The following is a 15,260-nucleotide window of genomic DNA, read 5'->3' on the forward strand; positions in this document are numbered from 1 at the left end:
CATCCTATGCTGGGCGGTATGACGCGCACTCTCGTCGTCAAGGCCACCGCCGGCGCGGACGCCCCGGAGCGGTGCGCCCAGGCGTTCACCGTCGCCGCCACCGCGGCCGCAGCCGGGGTCGACGTGTCGCTCTGGCTGACCGGCGAGTCGACCTGGTTCGCGCTGCCCGGCCGGGCGGAGTCGTTCGAGCTGCCGCACTCGGCGCCGCTGGGCGAGCTGCTGCACGTGGTGCTGGCCACCGGCCGGGTGACCGCCTGCACCCAGTGCGCGGCCCGGCGGGACATCGGCCCGGACGACGTGATCCCGGGCGTACGCATCGCGGGAGCGGCGGTCTTCGTCGAGGAGGCCATGGCCGACGGCGCGCAGGCCCTGGTCTACTGACCCGCGCGCCGGGTTGTCCATTCTGACCGGTGCGCCGATCCTGACCCGATATGCCGGGACCCCGCCTACCATTCGGATGTGAGTGAGGCGATCGAACGGTTCTTCGCGTCGTTGCCGGCGCGCGCCCCCGCCGTGCTGCGCAGCCCGATCGGCGGCACGCTCCGGATCGACCTGGCCGACGGCAACCGCACCGAGCACTGGTACGTGACGCTGGCGCCCGGGTCGGCCCGGGTGAGCCGGCAGGAGGAGCCCCGTCCACCCGACGCCGTGCTGACCGTCGGCACCCCACTCTTCGAGCGGCTGGTCACCGGCCGGGAGGCCGGGCTGGCCGTGGTGCTGCGCAACGAGGCCACGTTCGGCGGTCACGTCGTGCTGTTCCTGGCGCTCCGCCGCTTCCTGCCCGACCCACCCGGCGTACGGGACCCGAGGGAGACCGCCCGCGAACACGCCCGGCGGTCGGCGTGAAGGAACGGATCAGCATCCTCGACGGCAACACGTTCCTGGTCAGCGACCGGCGCGGCAACATCGAGCCGTCGTACGACTTCCCCACCGGGTTGTTCTCCTTCGACACCCGGTTTCTCTCCACCTGGATCCTGTCCCTGGACGGCCAACTGCTGCACGCGCTCTCCATCGATGACGCGCTGTCGTACAAGACGCGGTTCTTCATGGTTCCCGGCGAGCCGACGCACTACCTGGACGCCGACGTCTCGGTGATCCGCAGCCGCTCGATCGGCGGCAGCTTCGACGAGGAACTGACCCTGCTCAACCACTCCGGGCAGGATAGGGAGTTCCGCCTCCGGCTCGACATCGCCTCCGACTTCGCCGACCTGTTCGAGATCAAGCACCAGCGGGAGAAGAAGGGCAGCACCACGCCGACCGTGGAGGAGAACGGGCTGCGGCTCACCTACCGGCGGCAGGGCTTCCACCGGGAGGCGAGGATCAGCAGCACCGCCCCGGCCGAGGTGGACCGGGGCGGGATGACGTTCCGCATCCGCATCGGGCCACACGGAGAGTGGACCACCCGCCTGCACGTCACCACCATGATCTACGGGGCCCGGGGCGAGGACATCCGGGCCACGCTACCGCTGGGCGGCCACCGCTCGGTGGCGGCCATCGAGGCGGAGCACCACGAGCTGATCGAGCACGCGCCGACGCTGGGCTGCGACTGCGAGCCGCTGGCGGGCGCGTACCGGCGCAGCCTCACCGACCTGGCCGCGCTCCGGTACGAGTCGATCACGCTCGGCGTCCGGCTGGTCGCCGCCGGCCTGCCCTGGTTCATGACGCTGTTCGGCCGGGACAGCATCTTCACCTCGCTCCAGATCCTGCCGTTCCTCCCCGAACTGATCCAGCCGACCATCCTCATGCTGGCCGGGCTCCAGGGCGGCCGGATCGACGACTTCCGCGACGAGGAGCCCGGCAAGATCCTGCACGAGTTGCGCTACGGCGAGACCGCCGGCTTCGAGGAGCAGCCGCACTCGCCGTACTACGGCGCGGCCGACACCACCGCGCTCTTCGTGATCCTGCTCGACGAGTACGAGCGGTGGACCGGGGACGAGAAGCTGGCGCAACAACTGGAGTACGAGACGCGGGCGGCGCTGGAGTGGCTCGACACGTACGGAGACCTGCTCGGCACCGGTTACGTCTGGTACATGTCCCGCAACCCGGACAGCGGGCTGCCGAACCAGTGCTGGAAGGACTCCCCGGACGGCATCTCCTACTCCGACGGCCGGCTGCCGGAGTTCCCGCTCGCCACCTGCGAACTACAGGGATACGCGTACGACGCCAAGCTGCGCGGCGCCCGGATGGCCCGCGAGTTGTGGGGCGACCCGGCGTACGCGGACCGGTTGGAACGCGAGGCGGCGGCGCTGAAGGAACGGTTCAACCGCGACTTCTGGATCCCCGAGCGGGAGTACTACGCGCTGGCGCTGGACCCGCAGGGGCGACACGTGGACGCGCTCACCTCGAACATCGGCCACCTGCTGTGGAGCGGCATCGTCGACGAGGCCCGGGCGCCGGCGGTCGCCGCGCACCTGCTCGGCCCGCGCCTCTTCTCCGGCTGGGGCGTGCGCACGCTCGCCGACGACCAGGGCCGCTACAACCCGATCGGCTACCACGTCGGCACGGTGTGGCCGTTCGACAACTCGATCATCGCGTGGGGCCTGTGGAAGTACGGCTTCCGCGAGGAGGCCGGCCGGATCTGCGAGGCGATGCTGGACGCGTCCCAGTATTTCGACGGGCGACTGCCCGAGGCGTTCGCCGGCTACGAGCGCGACCTCACCGACTACCCGGTGGAGTACCCGACCGCGTGCAGCCCGCAGGCCTGGTCCGCCGGCACGCCGCTGCTGCTGCTGCGCGTCATGCTCGGGCTGGAGCCGCAGGACGAACACCTGATCATCGACCCGGCCGTGCCGCCGGGGATGGGCCGGGTGGAACTGCTCGACATCCCGGGCCGGTGGGGCCTGGTGGACGCGCTGGGCCGCAGCCGCACCCCGGACGACGACAATCGTGGGCACTGACCGGTCGGGTCAGGCCCGGCAGGGGCTGGTGACCGCCACCCGGACCCGCCCGTCGACCCGCTCGGCCAGCACCGCCGGGTCACCCGGGCGGGCGTACCGGTCGGCGGAGTCCACCACCGGCGCGGCGCCGGCGCCGAACGCGGCGGCCAGCGGCTGGTCGGCCGCCACGGCGGCCTCGCCCCGGGCGGTCCGGGCCGTCCCACCACCCGGGCACGGCGCGGCCAGCACCTGGACGGTCCCGACCGGGCCGCCCCAGCGGCCCAGGGCGCGGGCCAGCGCGGCCGACTCGGCGGCGGCGTCGCCGGCCGGCGCCCGGTAGCCGTCACCCACCGGACGGCAGCCGGTGTCGGCGGTCAGCAACACCCGACCGGGCCCGCCCGAGCGGCCCTCGACCGCCACGAAGTCGCCGGCGTCGGCACGCAGCAACGGCTCACCGTCGAACGTCGAGACGCCCGCCCGCCACTGCGGCGGCAGTCGGTCGGCCACCCCGCGCAGCAGTTCGCGAACGTCACCGTCGGCGGTCGCCACCTCGATGCCGCGTTCCAGCGACGCGCCGGCGTCGATCGGCGTCACCCGGCAGCCCCGCTCCAGCCGGTCGGGCAGGAGCGCCGGCACCCCGACCGACCCGATCGCGGCGGTCAGCTCCCCGATCGCCCGGTCCACCACCGGGCCGGCCTGACTCAACGAACGCTGCTCCTTGACGGTGGGCGGATCGGTGCGCACCGACCACCAGGTCAGCCCGGCGAGCAGCACGGCCCAGACCACCGTGGCGACCACCAGCCAGCGCTGCCGTCGCCGGCCGGACGGCCGGTCGGGCGCATGCTGGTCGGGTCGGGACGGCGGGGCGTACCCCGGCTGGACGGCACCGCTCACCCGGCCATGGTGTCACGCCCCGGCACCCGCCGAGCGGGCCCATCCCGGTGCCGAGATCTTGGAAAGAGGGTGCCCCTATGGGGGCCGTTACTTTCCAAGATTCACCCGGCTCCCACTATCCGGAAGATCAATCTCAGGGCTTGCGCAGCCAGGTCGCCGGGTCCGTCACGAAGATGCCCTTGCCCTGGTGACGGGTGATGACCCCGAGCGCCTCCAGCCGCACGTTGACGAGGTTGATCGTCGACGGACTGACCCGGAACCGGTCACACTGCTCGCTGATCGAGGGCAGCTTGTCTCCCGGCTTGTACTTACCCGACCTGACGTCGGCGCGGCTGCTGGCCCGCGCGATCGGCCGGTCGTCGGCGTTCCTGCCGGAACTGGTGCTCGGCGAGACGACGGTGTCCGAGGAGGGCGCGCCGGACGCGCAGCACCAGGTCTTCTGCGACCGGCGGCTCGGTGGGCGGCGCCGCTGCGTCCGGCGGGCGGACCATCCCGGCGGCTGCACGTCCTGACCCGGTGGCCCTGGCACGGCTCGGGCCGGTCACCCCTGTGCGGGGCGACCGGCCCGAGCCGATGCGCGTGGTGCGGAGGTGTTAAGCGGGGGCCCCTCCTATACCGGAGGCGTTAACAGGGGCCCCCTCCTTACGCCTTCACGGTGATGGTGACCTCGTTGATGCCGCGGGCCGCCGTCACCGGCGTGTCGCCGTTGCCGTGCCGGGAGAGCGCCCGCAGCGTCCACGAGCCCGGCGCGGCGAAGAACCGGAACTGACCGGCCGGGGACGTCACCACCTCGGCGGTGAACTCGCCTGTCGAGTCGAGCAGCCGGACGTACGCGCCCGGCACCGCCTCGCCCGACTCGGCCAGCACCTGACCGGTGATGACGGTTTCCTTCTCCAGGTCGAGGCTGGCCGGGAGCGGGGCGGCCTGGTCCGGCGCGGCGCAACCGGCAGCGGTGGGAGCGGTCGGAGCGGTCATGTCAGGCCTCCCCGGGCTCGTCGCCGAGCGCCACCGGCACGCCGACCAGCGAGCCGTACTCGGTCCAGGATCCGTCGTAGTTCTTCACGTTGCGGTGCCCGAGCAGCTCCTGGAGCACGAACCAGGTGTGCGAGGAGCGCTCGCCGATCCGGCAGTAGGCGATGGTCTCCCGGCCGTCGTCCAACCCGGCGTCGGCGTAGATCTTGCGCAGCTCGTCGTCGGACTTGAACGTGCCGTCCTCGTTGGCCGCCTTGGACCACGGCACGCTGATCGCGGTCGGCACGTGGCCGGCGCGCTGCGCCTGCTCCTGCGGCAGGTGGGCCGGGGCGAGCAGCCGGCCGGCGTACTCGTCGGGGCTGCGCACGTCGACCAGGTTCTTGGTGCCGATGGCGTCGACCACCTCGTCGCGGAACGCGCGGATGGAGGTGTCCGGCGCCTGCGCGACGTACTGCGTGGCCCGGCGGGTCACCGCGTCGGTGACCAGCGGGCGGGCGTCCAGCTCCCACTTCTTGCGACCGCCGTCGAGCAGCTTGACGTCGCGGTGGCCGTAGAGCTTGAAGTACCAGTACGCGTACGCGGCGAACCAGTTGTTGTTGCCGCCGTAGAGGATGACGGTGTCGTCGTTGGCGATGCCCCGCTCGGAGAGCAGCTTCGCGAACTGCTCCTGGTTGACGAAGTCGCGGCGGACCTGGTCCTGGAGGTCGGTCCTCCAGTCGAGCTTGATGGCGCCGGCGATGTGGCCGGTGTCGTAGGCCGAGGTGTCCTCGTCGACCTCGACGAAGACGACGCCCGGGACGTCGAGGTTCTTCTCGGCCCACTCGGCCGAGACGAGTGCGGTGTCGCGACTCATCAGATCACTCCCTGGTGACGATGGGTGGTGAGCCTGCGCGCGGAGATCGAAGCCGGTGGTAGTCGCACCACGCGCGGGACCCTGAGCTAGGAACGGATCACGGGTATGTGCGACGGCGCCGCTGCCGGGCGTTCGGGGGGTGTGAGAAACCCTTTGGTGCCGGTGGTCGCTCAGGCGACCGGAGACAGCCCCGCCGTCAGATGACGGGGCGACACAGGCAGGTGGCCACGCGGCACAGGTCGACCGCGCGCCGTTTGGTGAGGTGGGTCCCCATGGGAAGGGAGACTACCAGCCGACCCGGCGTGTGCCACCGGGCCGACCAGCATGCGAGACGTCAGCGGGCGGAGTTGATCGGCACGTTCGCGGCGTCCGCGGTGACCACCAGGCCCTCCGGCCTCGGCTCCACCTTGCGGACGTTGAGCTGGAACGGCAGCTCCGGCAGCGGCACGTCGATCGAGATGCTCCGGGCGTAGTTGGCCAGCAGCGTCCGCGCCAGCGCCACGTTCGGCAGGCCGTCGGCGGTGAGGTCGCTGAAGCGCAGCGCCACCTTGCCGTCGGCCACCGTCACGGCGGCGGTGCCGTTGACGGTCAGCTTGACGCCGAGGATGTCCACCGGGGCGGTGACCGCCAGCTTGCCGTCCCGCTCGCCGAGCGTCAGGCCGGGCCGCTTCAGCAGCTTGGCCAGGCTGTCGTAGGTGACGGTGCCCCGCCCGTCGACGCGCTCGGCCACCACGTCGCCCCGGCCGGAGCGGATCGTGTCCAGTGACGCGGTCACGTCGCGGGCGTCCACGTCCAGTCGCGGCACGTCGACCGTGTCGCCCTGCACGCTGCCCTTGACGTCGGTCAACTGGATGGAGATGCGCTCGTACTTGCCGGCGAGCACCTGGTTGAGGAACGGGAAGCCGCCCACCTCGACCTTGGGCGCGGCGGACTGGGCGTCCTGCTTGGCGACCTCCTGCCGCACCTGGTCGGCGATCGCCCGCTCGGCCACCCCGGCGGCCACCCGGTCGGCCACGACCAGCAGCCCGGCGAGCACCAGCAGCAGCACGAGGAAACCGATCAGCACCTTCCGACCCCGGCGACGGGGCCGGCCCTCCGCCGGGTACGCCTCTGCCACGCCGCCTCCAGTCCTCGCCGCCGTCACCGCGCCTCGCGGCGCAACCGTACTTACCCGGGGCGAGCTTCCCGCAACCGGGCGATCAGAGGAAGAGCACGCACATGGCGTACGCGGCCGGCGCGGCGAGCGCGAACCCGCCCAGCGGCCCCTGCATGTGCCGGGCCGCCCACATGGTCGGCGGCTCCCCCGCCATCAGCCGGCCCGCCTCGGCGTACCCGACGGCGAGGTCGGCCAACACGGCGGTGGCGGCGGTGACCACGCCGACCAGCGCGGCGCTGGTCGGGGTGAAGCCGACCAGGTAGCTGCCGAGCACGGCGCTGGTCAGCGTGCCGAGCATGGCGCCCGCCACCACGCCGGTCGCGCCGCGCGGCACCTGCGGGGCGAGCCGGGGCCACGGGGCCACCGCGTCGGTCAGCCGGGCCACCAGCAGGGCCACCCCGGCGGCGGTGAGGCAGACCGTGATCGCCTGGGTGCCCTTGGGGATCCGGCTGAGCACGATGAGCGAGGCGAAGGCGACCACCCCGACCACGATGAGCAGGGTGCCGCCCAGCGAGTCGGTCACCCGGACCCGGTCCACCCGGCGGACGAGCTGGCCCAGCACGCCGAGCACGAGGCCGGCGACCGCGGCGTACCCGAGGGGGGCCAGGCCGGCGACGTCGGCCCGTACGGCGGCGACGTCGGCGATCACCGCGGTGCCGGCGCTGACCAGCGCGACAACCAGCAGCGCGGGCGGTCGCATGGCCATCGTCCAGGCGAGCACGTAGAGCAGTTGGACGCCGAAGATGATGGCCGCGAACGGCAGCCGGTGCCCCGGGCCGGCGGTCTGCGCGCCGAGCACCAGGCCGACGCCGAGCAGCGCGGCGAAGCCGGCCACGGTGAGCGCCAGCTGCCGGCGGAACTCCACCGGTGGCACCTCGTCCTCGGGCACCTCGTCGGGGGCGTCGTCGGGGCGCCGGCTCGGGCCGCCCTTGCGGAGCCGACGGGGGCCCTTACGCTCCCGCGGCTCCCCCTCCTCCGCACCCGTCCCGGCGCGCGGGGCGGGCGGGTAGCCACGGGCCGGGCCGGACGGCCCGGAGGACGGGTCGTCTTCGGCCCACGGTTCACGACCGGCGTCGCGCGAGGTGGAGGGAAACACGCCCCGATCGTGCCAGACCCGGGCGGCCCGGCGGAGGTCACGGTTTCGGCAACGTTAAAACCTGCGCCGCGATCGAGGGCAGAAAGGGCAAACGGGAAAAGGCGCGAAGGTGACGGCCGGACCATCGGTTACGCTCAACCCGTTACCCCGCCCGTCAGCGACGCCGGGACCCACGCAAGTTCACAGCGCCGCCCCCACCCGGGCGTGCCGCTGGTCGCGCGCGGCCGAAGGGCCGCCGGGACGGAGGTGATCGTGGAGCTCCTGCTGCTCGTGACCGCACGGGCCGGTGAGCCGTCGGCGGTGTTGCCGGCACTCGACCTGCTGCCGCATTCGGTGCGCACCGCACCCCGTGACGTCCGCACGCTGGTCTCCGGCCCGACGCCGGACGCCGTCCTGGTGGACGCCCGCTCCGAGCTGAGCGAGGCGCGGGCCACCTGCCGGATGCTGCACGCCACCGGGCTCGGGGTGCCGCTTGTCGCGGTGGTCACCGAGGCCGGCCTGATCGCGCTGAACGCCGACTGGGGCGTGGACGACGTGATCCTCGCCGGCGCCGGCCCGGCCGAGGTGGAGGCGCGGCTGCGGCTCGCGGTCGGCCGGCTGAACAACGCCGTCGCGGGCGCCGGCGGCTCGATCCGGGCCGGCGAGCTGAACATCGACCCGGACACGTACGCCGCCAAGCTGAAGGGCCGGCCGCTCGACCTGACCTACAAGGAGTTCGAGCTGTTGAAGTTCCTCGCCCAGCACCCGGGGCGGGTGTTCACCCGGGACCAGTTGCTGCGTGAGGTCTGGGGCTACGACTACTTCGGCGGCACCCGCACGGTCGACGTGCACGTCCGTCGGCTGCGCGCGAAGCTCGGCTCGGAGTACGAGTCGATGATCGGCACGGTCCGCCAGGTCGGCTACAAGTTCGTCGTGCCGCCGTCGCGCTCGCTGCCGGAGTCGGAGCCCGCCCCACTGCCGGTCTGATCGGCGTCGACTCCCACCGGGGGCACTTTTCCCATATGACCTATTTGCCCACCGAGTCCCCCATATCCTGACTGCCTGATTTGTCAGGATCGAGGGGGGCCACGGTGCGCGCGGTGACCACGGGGGCGGCGAACGGCCGGTACCACTGATGTCCGGCTCGACGCTCAAAGCGGTGACGGTGGTGACGGCGGTGCTCATCGGGCTGCTGGCCTCGGCGTACGCGCTGGGCCGCGGCCTGGTGCCGCAGCGGCACCCGACCGCCACCGGCGTGACCACCTCCGCCAACGCCCCGCACTACGCCGACCAGCCGCCGGACACCACCCGACCGAGCCCGGACGCCGCCGCGAGCGCGCCGGCCGTCACCGGCGACGGCGCGGGCCCGTACGGCGCACTCGTCACCACCGGCTCGTCCCGGGTCGCGTTGACGTTCGACGACGGCCCCGACCCCCGGTGGACGCCCCAGGTGCTCGCCCTGCTGAGCCAGTACGGCGTCAAGGCCACGTTCTGCGTCGTCGGCGAGAACGCGGAGAGCTACCCCGACCTGGTCCGCTCCATCGCGGCCGAGGGGCACACGCTGTGCAACCACTCCTGGAAGCACGACGTCAACCTGGGCCGGCGCACCCCGGAGACGATCCGGGCGGACCTGACCCGCACCAACGACGCGATCCTGGCCGCCGCGCCGGGCGCCCGGATCGCGTACTACCGCCAGCCGGGCGGCGCCTGGACCGGCCCGGTGGCGTCGACCTGCGCGGAGCTGGGCCTCACGCCGCTGCACTGGAGCGTCGACCCGTCGGACTGGCGGGCGCCGGGGGCGGCGACCGTGGCCGCGCGGATCCGCGCGCAGATCGGGCCCGGCGCGATCGTGCTCATGCACGACGCGGGTGGGGACCGCTCCGGCACGGTCGCGGCGTTGCAGCAGCTCCTGCCCGAACTGCTCGCGCGGTACGAGCTGGAACCGCTGCCCACCCGCGTCCCGTGACGAGCGCCACCGCACGCCGTCGCCGCTCACCGGGAACGACCGCCCGCCGGCCGCTACCGTGACGGGGGTGAGCAGCACCGAGCCGACAAGCGGTCCCGAATCCGAGACAGCGACCCCGACCGGCCCTGTCGCCTCCACCGACCGGCTGACCCCGGCCGAGGTCGCCGACGTGCTGGCGCTGGCCCGCACCGCTGGCGACACCGACGGCGCCGATCCGCTCGACGAGCACGTGCTGCTGCGGCTGCGCGACCCGGCGGCGCCGGCCGTGCACCTCACCGCCCGCGCCGCCGACGGCACCCTGACCGGGTACGCGCACCTGGACACCACCGCCCCGGCCGAGGGCGTCGGCGTGGAGCTGGTGGTGCACCCGGCGCACCGGCGGCGGGGCACCGGCCGGGCGCTGGCCCGCGGCGTGCTGACCGCCGCCACCGGGCCGCTGCGCGCCTGGGCGCACGGTGACCACCCGTCCGCCGCCGCGCTCGCGGTCGACCTCGGCTTCACCCGGGCCCGGGTGCTCTGGCAGCTCCGCCGCCCGCTGACCGAGGCGGTGCCCGCGCCGGCCCTGCCGGAGGGTGTGGAGTTGCGCGCGTTCCGCCCCGGGGAGGACGACGAGAACTGGCTGGCGGTCAACAACGCGGCGTTCGCCCAGCATCCCGAGCAGGGCCGGTGGACGCTCGACGACCTGCGCGTACGCCTCGCCGAGCCGTGGTTCGACCCGGCCGGCTTCCTGCTCGCGGTGGACGCCGCCACCGGCCGGCTGCTCGGCTTCCACTGGACCAAGGTGCACGAGCGGCCCGGTTCGGCCCGGATCGGCGAGGTCTACGTGCTCGGCGTCGACCCGTCCGTGCACCGTGGCGGGCTCGGCCGGGCACTCACCGCCGCCGGCCTGGCCCACCTGCGCGAGCGGCGCGGGCTGGACCGGGTGATGCTCTACGTCGACGAGAGCAACACCGGCGCCGTCTCGCTCTACGAGCGGACCGGTTTCGCCCGCTGGTCCGCGCACGTCAACTACCAGCGCGGCTGAGCACCGACAGGGCGCCGCGCGGCGGTCACGGGAGCATCACGCCAGGGGCTCGGCGGGATAACGGCCGCCCGGATAAATCACGCTAAAAGCGATAGCGGGCCGCGAGTTCACGAAATGGACAGGCCCACCTCAGCATACGGCCACCTCGCTGGCCGGACGTGTTCATCCCGCGTTCACTTCCGACCGGCGAACCGTCCACCTGGTCCTCCTAACTTTCACGTCAAGCCGGTCAGCGCCGGCCCCCGGCAACCCCGGGCGACCTGACCAAAGACGTGAAGGGAAACCCCTCAAGTGAAGCTCCAGCGGCACGGCGCCATCGCCTGTCTCGCTCTTACCGCGGTTCTCGGTCTCAGCGCCTGCGGCTCGGACAACAACGAGCCGGCCGGCGCGTCCGCCTCCGGCTCCGCCGCCGCCGTCGACTGCGGCAAGGGCACGCTGAACGCGCAGGGCTCCTCCGCGCAGAAGAACGCCATGGCCGAGTGGATCAAGGCGTACCAGCAGAAGTGCGCGGGCACCACGATCAACTACGAGCCGAGCGGCTCCGGCGCCGGCATCCAGGCGTTCATCGCCGGCACCGCCGACTTCGCCGGCTCCGACTCCGCGCTCAAGCCGGAGGAGCAGCCGCAGGCCGACGCCAAGTGCGCCGGCGGCCAGGCCCTCAACCTGCCGATGGTGATCGGCCCGGTCGCGGTCGTCTACAACGTCAGCGGCGCGGACAACCTCCAGTTCAGCCCGGCCACCCTGGCCAAGATCTTCGCCGGCAAGGTCACCAAGTGGGACGACCCGGCGATCAAGGCCGACAACCCGGACGCCAAGCTGCCGTCGGCCGCGATCCAGGCGGTGCACCGCTCCGACGAGTCGGGCACCACCGACAACTTCACCAAGTACCTCGCCAAGACCGCCGCGTCCGACTGGACCTTCGAGAACTCGAAGGCGTGGAAGGCCCCGGGCGGCGTCGGCGCGGCCAAGTCCGACGGTGTGGCCAGCAAGGTCAAGAGCACCGACGGCACCATCAGCTACGTCGAGTGGTCGTACGCCGAGAACTCCGGCCTGAAGATGGCCAAGGTCAAGAACGGCGCCGGTGAGTTCACCGAGCTGACCGCCGAGTCGGCCGGCAAGACCATCGCCGGGGCCAAGTTCGAGGGCCAGGGCAACGACCTCAAGATGTCGATCGACTACAACACCAAGGAGGCCGGGGCGTACCCGATCGTCCTGGCGACCTACGAGATCGTCTGCAGCAAGGGCCTTGCCGCCGACAAGCTCCCGCTGGTCAAGGGCCTGCTCGGCCACGCGGCCAGCGCGGAGGGCCAGCAGGAGCTGGTCGAGCTGGGCTACGCCCCGCTCCCCGACGAGGTCCGCACCAAGGTCGAGGCCGCGGTCAAGAGCCTCTCCTGACGCCCTGATCGACACCACCTCAACGCGAAACGAGCGAGCAGATGGGTGACACCCCTCAGCGCTCGGCGCACGCCGGCACCGGCGGGACCCCCGTGGCCACGAGCCACGAGCGGCCCGCCGGTGCCTCGGCGCGTGTGGCCGAGCGCTCCGGCAACCCTGGCCGCCCCGACGGCGGCCTCGGCGGGGGCGGCGGCCTGCCCCGCGCCCGCGCCTTCGGCGCGGAACGGGCGTTCCGTGGCCTGACCCTGGCCGCCGGCAGCACCGTACTGATCGTCATCGCGGCCATCGCGATCTTCCTGATCGCCAAGGCCGTACCGGCGCTGCGGGCCAACACCGAGTCGTTCTGGACCTTCGAGGGCTGGTTCCCGAACGACAACCCGCCGAAGTTCGGCATCGGCGCGCTCGCCTTCGGCACCGTCCTCAGCTCGCTGCTGGCGCTGCTCGTGGCCGTGCCCGTCGCGCTGGGCATCGCCCTCTACCTGTCGCACTACGCCCCGCGCCGGCTCGGCAACAGCCTGGGCTTCCTGATCGACCTGCTGGCCGCCGTGCCGAGCGTGGTGTTCGGCCTCTGGGGCCGGGACTACTTCGCCGGCCCGGTCGCCGACCTCTCCGTCTGGCTGAACAAGTACTTCGGCTGGATCCCGATCTTCGGCGAGGGCCCGTACGGCAGCTCGATCCTGCTCGGCTCCGTGGTGCTGGCGATCATGGTGCTGCCGATCGTCACCTCGCTCTCCCGCGAGGTCTTCCGGCAGACCCCGACCGCCAACGAGGAGGCCGCGCTCGCGCTCGGCGCCACCCGCTGGGAGATGATCCGCACCGCGGTCCTGCCGTACGGCCGGCCGGGTGTCATCGCCGCGGTGATGCTGGGCCTGGGCCGGGCGCTCGGCGAGACCATCGCGCTGGCGCTGACGCTCGGCTCGACGTACGCCATCTCGTTCAACATCCTCGAAGCCGGCGGCAACTCGATCGCCGCGAACATCGCCAACCGCTTCGGCGAGGCGAACGACACCGGCCGCGGCGCGCTGATCGCCTCCGGCCTGGTGCTGTTCGCGATCACGCTGATCGTCAACATCACCGCGCGGGCGATCATCTACCGTCGCCGCGAGTTCACGGAGTCGGCTGCCTGATGACCACCACAATCCCCACCCACCGCCCGCGCCCGCCGGCCCAGCCGGCCACGCTGCGGGCGAGGCGGCTTCCCGCGTACGCCGCGCCCGCCATCGCCGTCGCGGCGCTGCTGCTGTCGGCGGGCCTCGTCTACGGCGCCGGCATCGGCGGTCCGGTCCTGGTCGTGGTGGTCGGCGCGCTGCTCTACCTGGCCGGTCTCTTCGTCGCGGCGAACGCGGTGGAGGGCCGCCGGTCGGCCCGCGACCGGACCTGGAGCGCGCTGATCCACTCCGCGTTCGTGCTGGCCGTGCTGCCGCTGGCCTCGGTGGTCTGGACGCTGGTGAGCAAGGGCTCCGAGCGGTTGGACGCGAACTTCTTCGGCACCTCGATGAACAACATCGGGGCGCGGGACGCCAACGGCGGCGCCTACCACGCGATCATCGGCACGCTGGAGCAGGTCGGCATCGCCGCGCTGATCACCGTGCCGCTCGGCGTGCTCTGCGCGATCTACATCGTCGAGTACGGCCGCGGCCGGTTCGCGTTCACCATCCGCTTCTTCGTGGACGTGATGACCGGCATCCCGTCGATCGTCACCGGCCTGTTCGTGCTGGCGTTCTGGGTGCTGGTCGTCTCGCCGTGGTTCAACGACGGCCGGCCGGGCTTCTCCGGCTTCGCCGCCGCGCTGGCGCTGAGCGTGCTCATGCTGCCCACCGTGGTCCGCTCCACCGAGGAGATGCTCCGGCTGGTGCCGGCACCGCTGCGCGAGGGCGCGTACGCGCTCGGCGTGCCGAAGTGGAAGACCATCCTGCGGGTCGTGCTGCCGACCGCGCTGCCCGGCATCGTCACCGGCATCATGCTCGCCATCGCGCGGGCCGCCGGCGAGACCGCGCCGGTGCTGCTCGTCGCCGGCGGCGGCGCGGCGATCAACTTCAACCCGTTCGAGAACAACCAGTCGTCGCTGGCCCTCTTCGTCTACCAGCAGGCCGGCGAGGCGTCGAAGTACTCGCCGGCGCGGGCGTGGACCGCGGCGTTGACCCTGGTCGCGCTGGTGCTCGTCCTGACCGTCGCGGCGAAGCTGCTGGCCCGTCGAAACCGGCTCGGCCGATGAACCCCGGAGGTACCGCCACCATGGCCAAGCGCGTCGAAGCCTCGAACGTCACCGCCTACTACGGCAGCTTCAAGGCGATCGAGAACATCAACCTCACCGTCGAGCCGAAGACCGTGACCGCCCTGATCGGCCCGTCCGGCTGCGGCAAGTCGACGTTCCTGCGGTCGATCAACCGGATGCACGAGGTGCTGCCCGGCGCCCGGGTCGAGGGCAACCTGACCATCGACGGGCAGGACGTCTACGACCGTGACGTGGACGTCACCGCGGTCCGCCGGATGATCGGCATGGTCTTCCAGCGGCCGAACCCGTTCCCCACCATGAGCATCTTCGACAACGTGGTGGCCGGCCTGCGGCTCAACGGCGTGCGACGCAAGTCGATCCTGGAGGAGGCGGCCGAGAGGGCGCTCCGCTCGGCCAACCTCTGGGACGAGGTGAAGGACCGGCTGGGCAAGCCCGGCGCCGGCCTCTCCGGCGGCCAGCAGCAGCGGCTCTGCATCGCCCGGACCATCGCGGTCGAGCCGCAGGTGGTGCTGATGGACGAGCCGTGCTCGGCGCTGGACCCGATCTCCACGCTGGCCATCGAGGACCTGATGTTCCAGCTCAAGGACAAGTTCACCATCATCATCGTCACGCACAACATGCAGCAGGCCGCGCGGGTGTCGGACCGCACCGCGTTCTTCTCGATCGAGAAGACCGGTGACCCGGGCCGCCTGATCGAGTACGACAACACCCAGAAGATCTTCAGCAACCCCACCCAGAAGAAGACCGAGGACTACATCACCGGCCGCTTCGGCTGAGGTATAAGGCGGGGCCCCCTGTTAACGCATTCTGCAT

The 15,260-nt window shown here is 72.3% G+C and carries 17 protein-coding genes and 1 pseudogene; 11 read left to right on the plus strand and 7 right to left on the minus strand.

The features are described from left to right. Positions 1–6 precede the first annotated feature (6 nt). From OG767_RS29510 to OG767_RS29520, 3 genes are all read left to right on the plus strand, one after another. Complete coding sequence (locus tag OG767_RS29510; RefSeq protein ID WP_405091387.1) at positions 7–381, plus strand: DsrE family protein; 375 nt, start codon at positions 7–9, stop codon at positions 379–381. Positions 382–459: 78 nt separating this feature from the next. Further along, positions 460–846: an SCP2 sterol-binding domain-containing protein gene (locus tag OG767_RS29515; protein WP_405091388.1), complete on the plus strand. Its 387-nt coding sequence runs from the start codon at positions 460–462 to the stop codon at positions 844–846. Then, complete coding sequence (locus OG767_RS29520; RefSeq protein WP_405091389.1) at positions 843–2,897, plus strand: glycogen debranching N-terminal domain-containing protein; 2,055 nt, start codon at positions 843–845, stop codon at positions 2,895–2,897. Before OG767_RS29515 ends, OG767_RS29520 begins: the two co-directional genes overlap by 4 nt. 9 nt (positions 2,898–2,906) lie before the next feature. Here the strand turns inward: OG767_RS29520 and OG767_RS29525 are convergent, their stop codons facing one another. Both OG767_RS29525 and OG767_RS29530 read right to left on the minus strand, forming a co-directional pair. Then, a complete protein-coding gene (locus OG767_RS29525; protein ID WP_405091390.1) occupies positions 2,907–3,770 on the minus strand; it encodes a hypothetical protein in 864 nt (287 codons plus the stop codon). 133 nt (positions 3,771–3,903) lie between these two features. Beyond that, positions 3,904–4,119, minus strand: coding sequence for a winged helix-turn-helix domain-containing protein (locus tag OG767_RS29530; RefSeq protein ID WP_405094346.1), 216 nt, complete (start codon positions 4,117–4,119; stop codon positions 3,904–3,906). Between OG767_RS29530 and OG767_RS29535 the strand changes: the two are divergent. After that, positions 4,046–4,276: pseudogene (locus tag OG767_RS29535) on the plus strand (hypothetical protein); the annotation flags it as partial. The gene OG767_RS29530 and the pseudogene OG767_RS29535 overlap by 74 nt on opposite strands. 136 nt (positions 4,277–4,412) lie before the next feature. Here OG767_RS29535 and OG767_RS29540 read toward each other — a convergent pair. The 5 genes from OG767_RS29540 to OG767_RS29560 form a co-directional block, all read right to left on the minus strand. Further along, positions 4,413–4,745, minus strand: coding sequence for a DUF1416 domain-containing protein (locus OG767_RS29540; protein ID WP_405091391.1), 333 nt, complete (start codon positions 4,743–4,745; stop codon positions 4,413–4,415). 1 nt (position 4,746) lies between these two features. Continuing rightward, positions 4,747–5,595 carry a sulfurtransferase gene (locus OG767_RS29545; protein WP_405091392.1) on the minus strand — a complete coding sequence of 283 codons (849 nt, stop codon included), beginning with the start codon at positions 5,593–5,595 and terminating at the stop codon, positions 4,747–4,749. 196 nt (positions 5,596–5,791) lie between these two features. Beyond that, positions 5,792–5,869 (minus strand): Ms5788A family Cys-rich leader peptide, encoded by a 78-nt coding sequence (locus OG767_RS29550; RefSeq protein ID WP_310503780.1) that lies wholly within the window; start codon positions 5,867–5,869, stop codon positions 5,792–5,794. Between the two features lie 60 nt (positions 5,870–5,929). Next, positions 5,930–6,712 (minus strand): DUF2993 domain-containing protein, encoded by a 783-nt coding sequence (locus OG767_RS29555; RefSeq protein ID WP_357300087.1) that lies wholly within the window; start codon positions 6,710–6,712, stop codon positions 5,930–5,932. An 82-nt stretch (positions 6,713–6,794) separates the two neighbouring features. After that, the gene (locus OG767_RS29560) at positions 6,795–7,847 is read right to left on the minus strand and encodes a hypothetical protein (protein ID WP_405091393.1); all 1,053 of its coding nucleotides are present in this window, start codon (positions 7,845–7,847) and stop codon (positions 6,795–6,797) included. Between the two features lie 246 nt (positions 7,848–8,093). On the opposite strand from OG767_RS29560, the gene OG767_RS29565 reads away from it, so the two are divergent. From OG767_RS29565 to pstB, 7 genes are all read left to right on the plus strand, one after another. Next, a complete protein-coding gene (locus OG767_RS29565) occupies positions 8,094–8,813 on the plus strand; it encodes a response regulator transcription factor (RefSeq protein WP_199199901.1) in 720 nt (239 codons plus the stop codon). A gap of 148 nt (positions 8,814–8,961) precedes the next feature. After that, entirely contained in the window at positions 8,962–9,792 is an 831-nt protein-coding gene (locus tag OG767_RS29570) for a polysaccharide deacetylase family protein (RefSeq protein ID WP_405091394.1), read from the plus strand. A gap of 67 nt (positions 9,793–9,859) precedes the next feature. Further along, entirely contained in the window at positions 9,860–10,816 is a 957-nt protein-coding gene (gene mshD, locus OG767_RS29575; protein WP_405091395.1) for a mycothiol synthase, read from the plus strand. Positions 10,817–11,107: 291 nt separating this feature from the next. Then, on the plus strand, positions 11,108–12,211 hold the full coding sequence (gene pstS / locus OG767_RS29580) for a phosphate ABC transporter substrate-binding protein PstS (RefSeq protein WP_281938408.1): 1,104 nt from the start codon (positions 11,108–11,110) through the stop codon (positions 12,209–12,211). A 41-nt stretch (positions 12,212–12,252) separates the two neighbouring features. Next, a complete protein-coding gene (gene pstC / locus OG767_RS29585; protein ID WP_281938409.1) occupies positions 12,253–13,338 on the plus strand; it encodes a phosphate ABC transporter permease subunit PstC in 1,086 nt (361 codons plus the stop codon). Further along, positions 13,338–14,426 carry a phosphate ABC transporter permease PstA gene (pstA, locus tag OG767_RS29590; RefSeq protein ID WP_405091396.1) on the plus strand — a complete coding sequence of 363 codons (1,089 nt, stop codon included), beginning with the start codon at positions 13,338–13,340 and terminating at the stop codon, positions 14,424–14,426. The genes pstC and pstA overlap by 1 nt, the downstream gene beginning before the upstream one ends. 20 nt (positions 14,427–14,446) lie before the next feature. Beyond that, positions 14,447–15,223 carry a phosphate ABC transporter ATP-binding protein PstB gene (gene pstB, locus OG767_RS29595; RefSeq protein ID WP_405091397.1) on the plus strand — a complete coding sequence of 259 codons (777 nt, stop codon included), beginning with the start codon at positions 14,447–14,449 and terminating at the stop codon, positions 15,221–15,223. Positions 15,224–15,260: the final 37 nt, after the last annotated feature.

This window comes from Micromonospora sp. NBC_01392, from assembly GCF_045040125.1.
Classification (GTDB): domain Bacteria; phylum Actinomycetota; class Actinomycetes; order Mycobacteriales; family Micromonosporaceae; genus Micromonospora.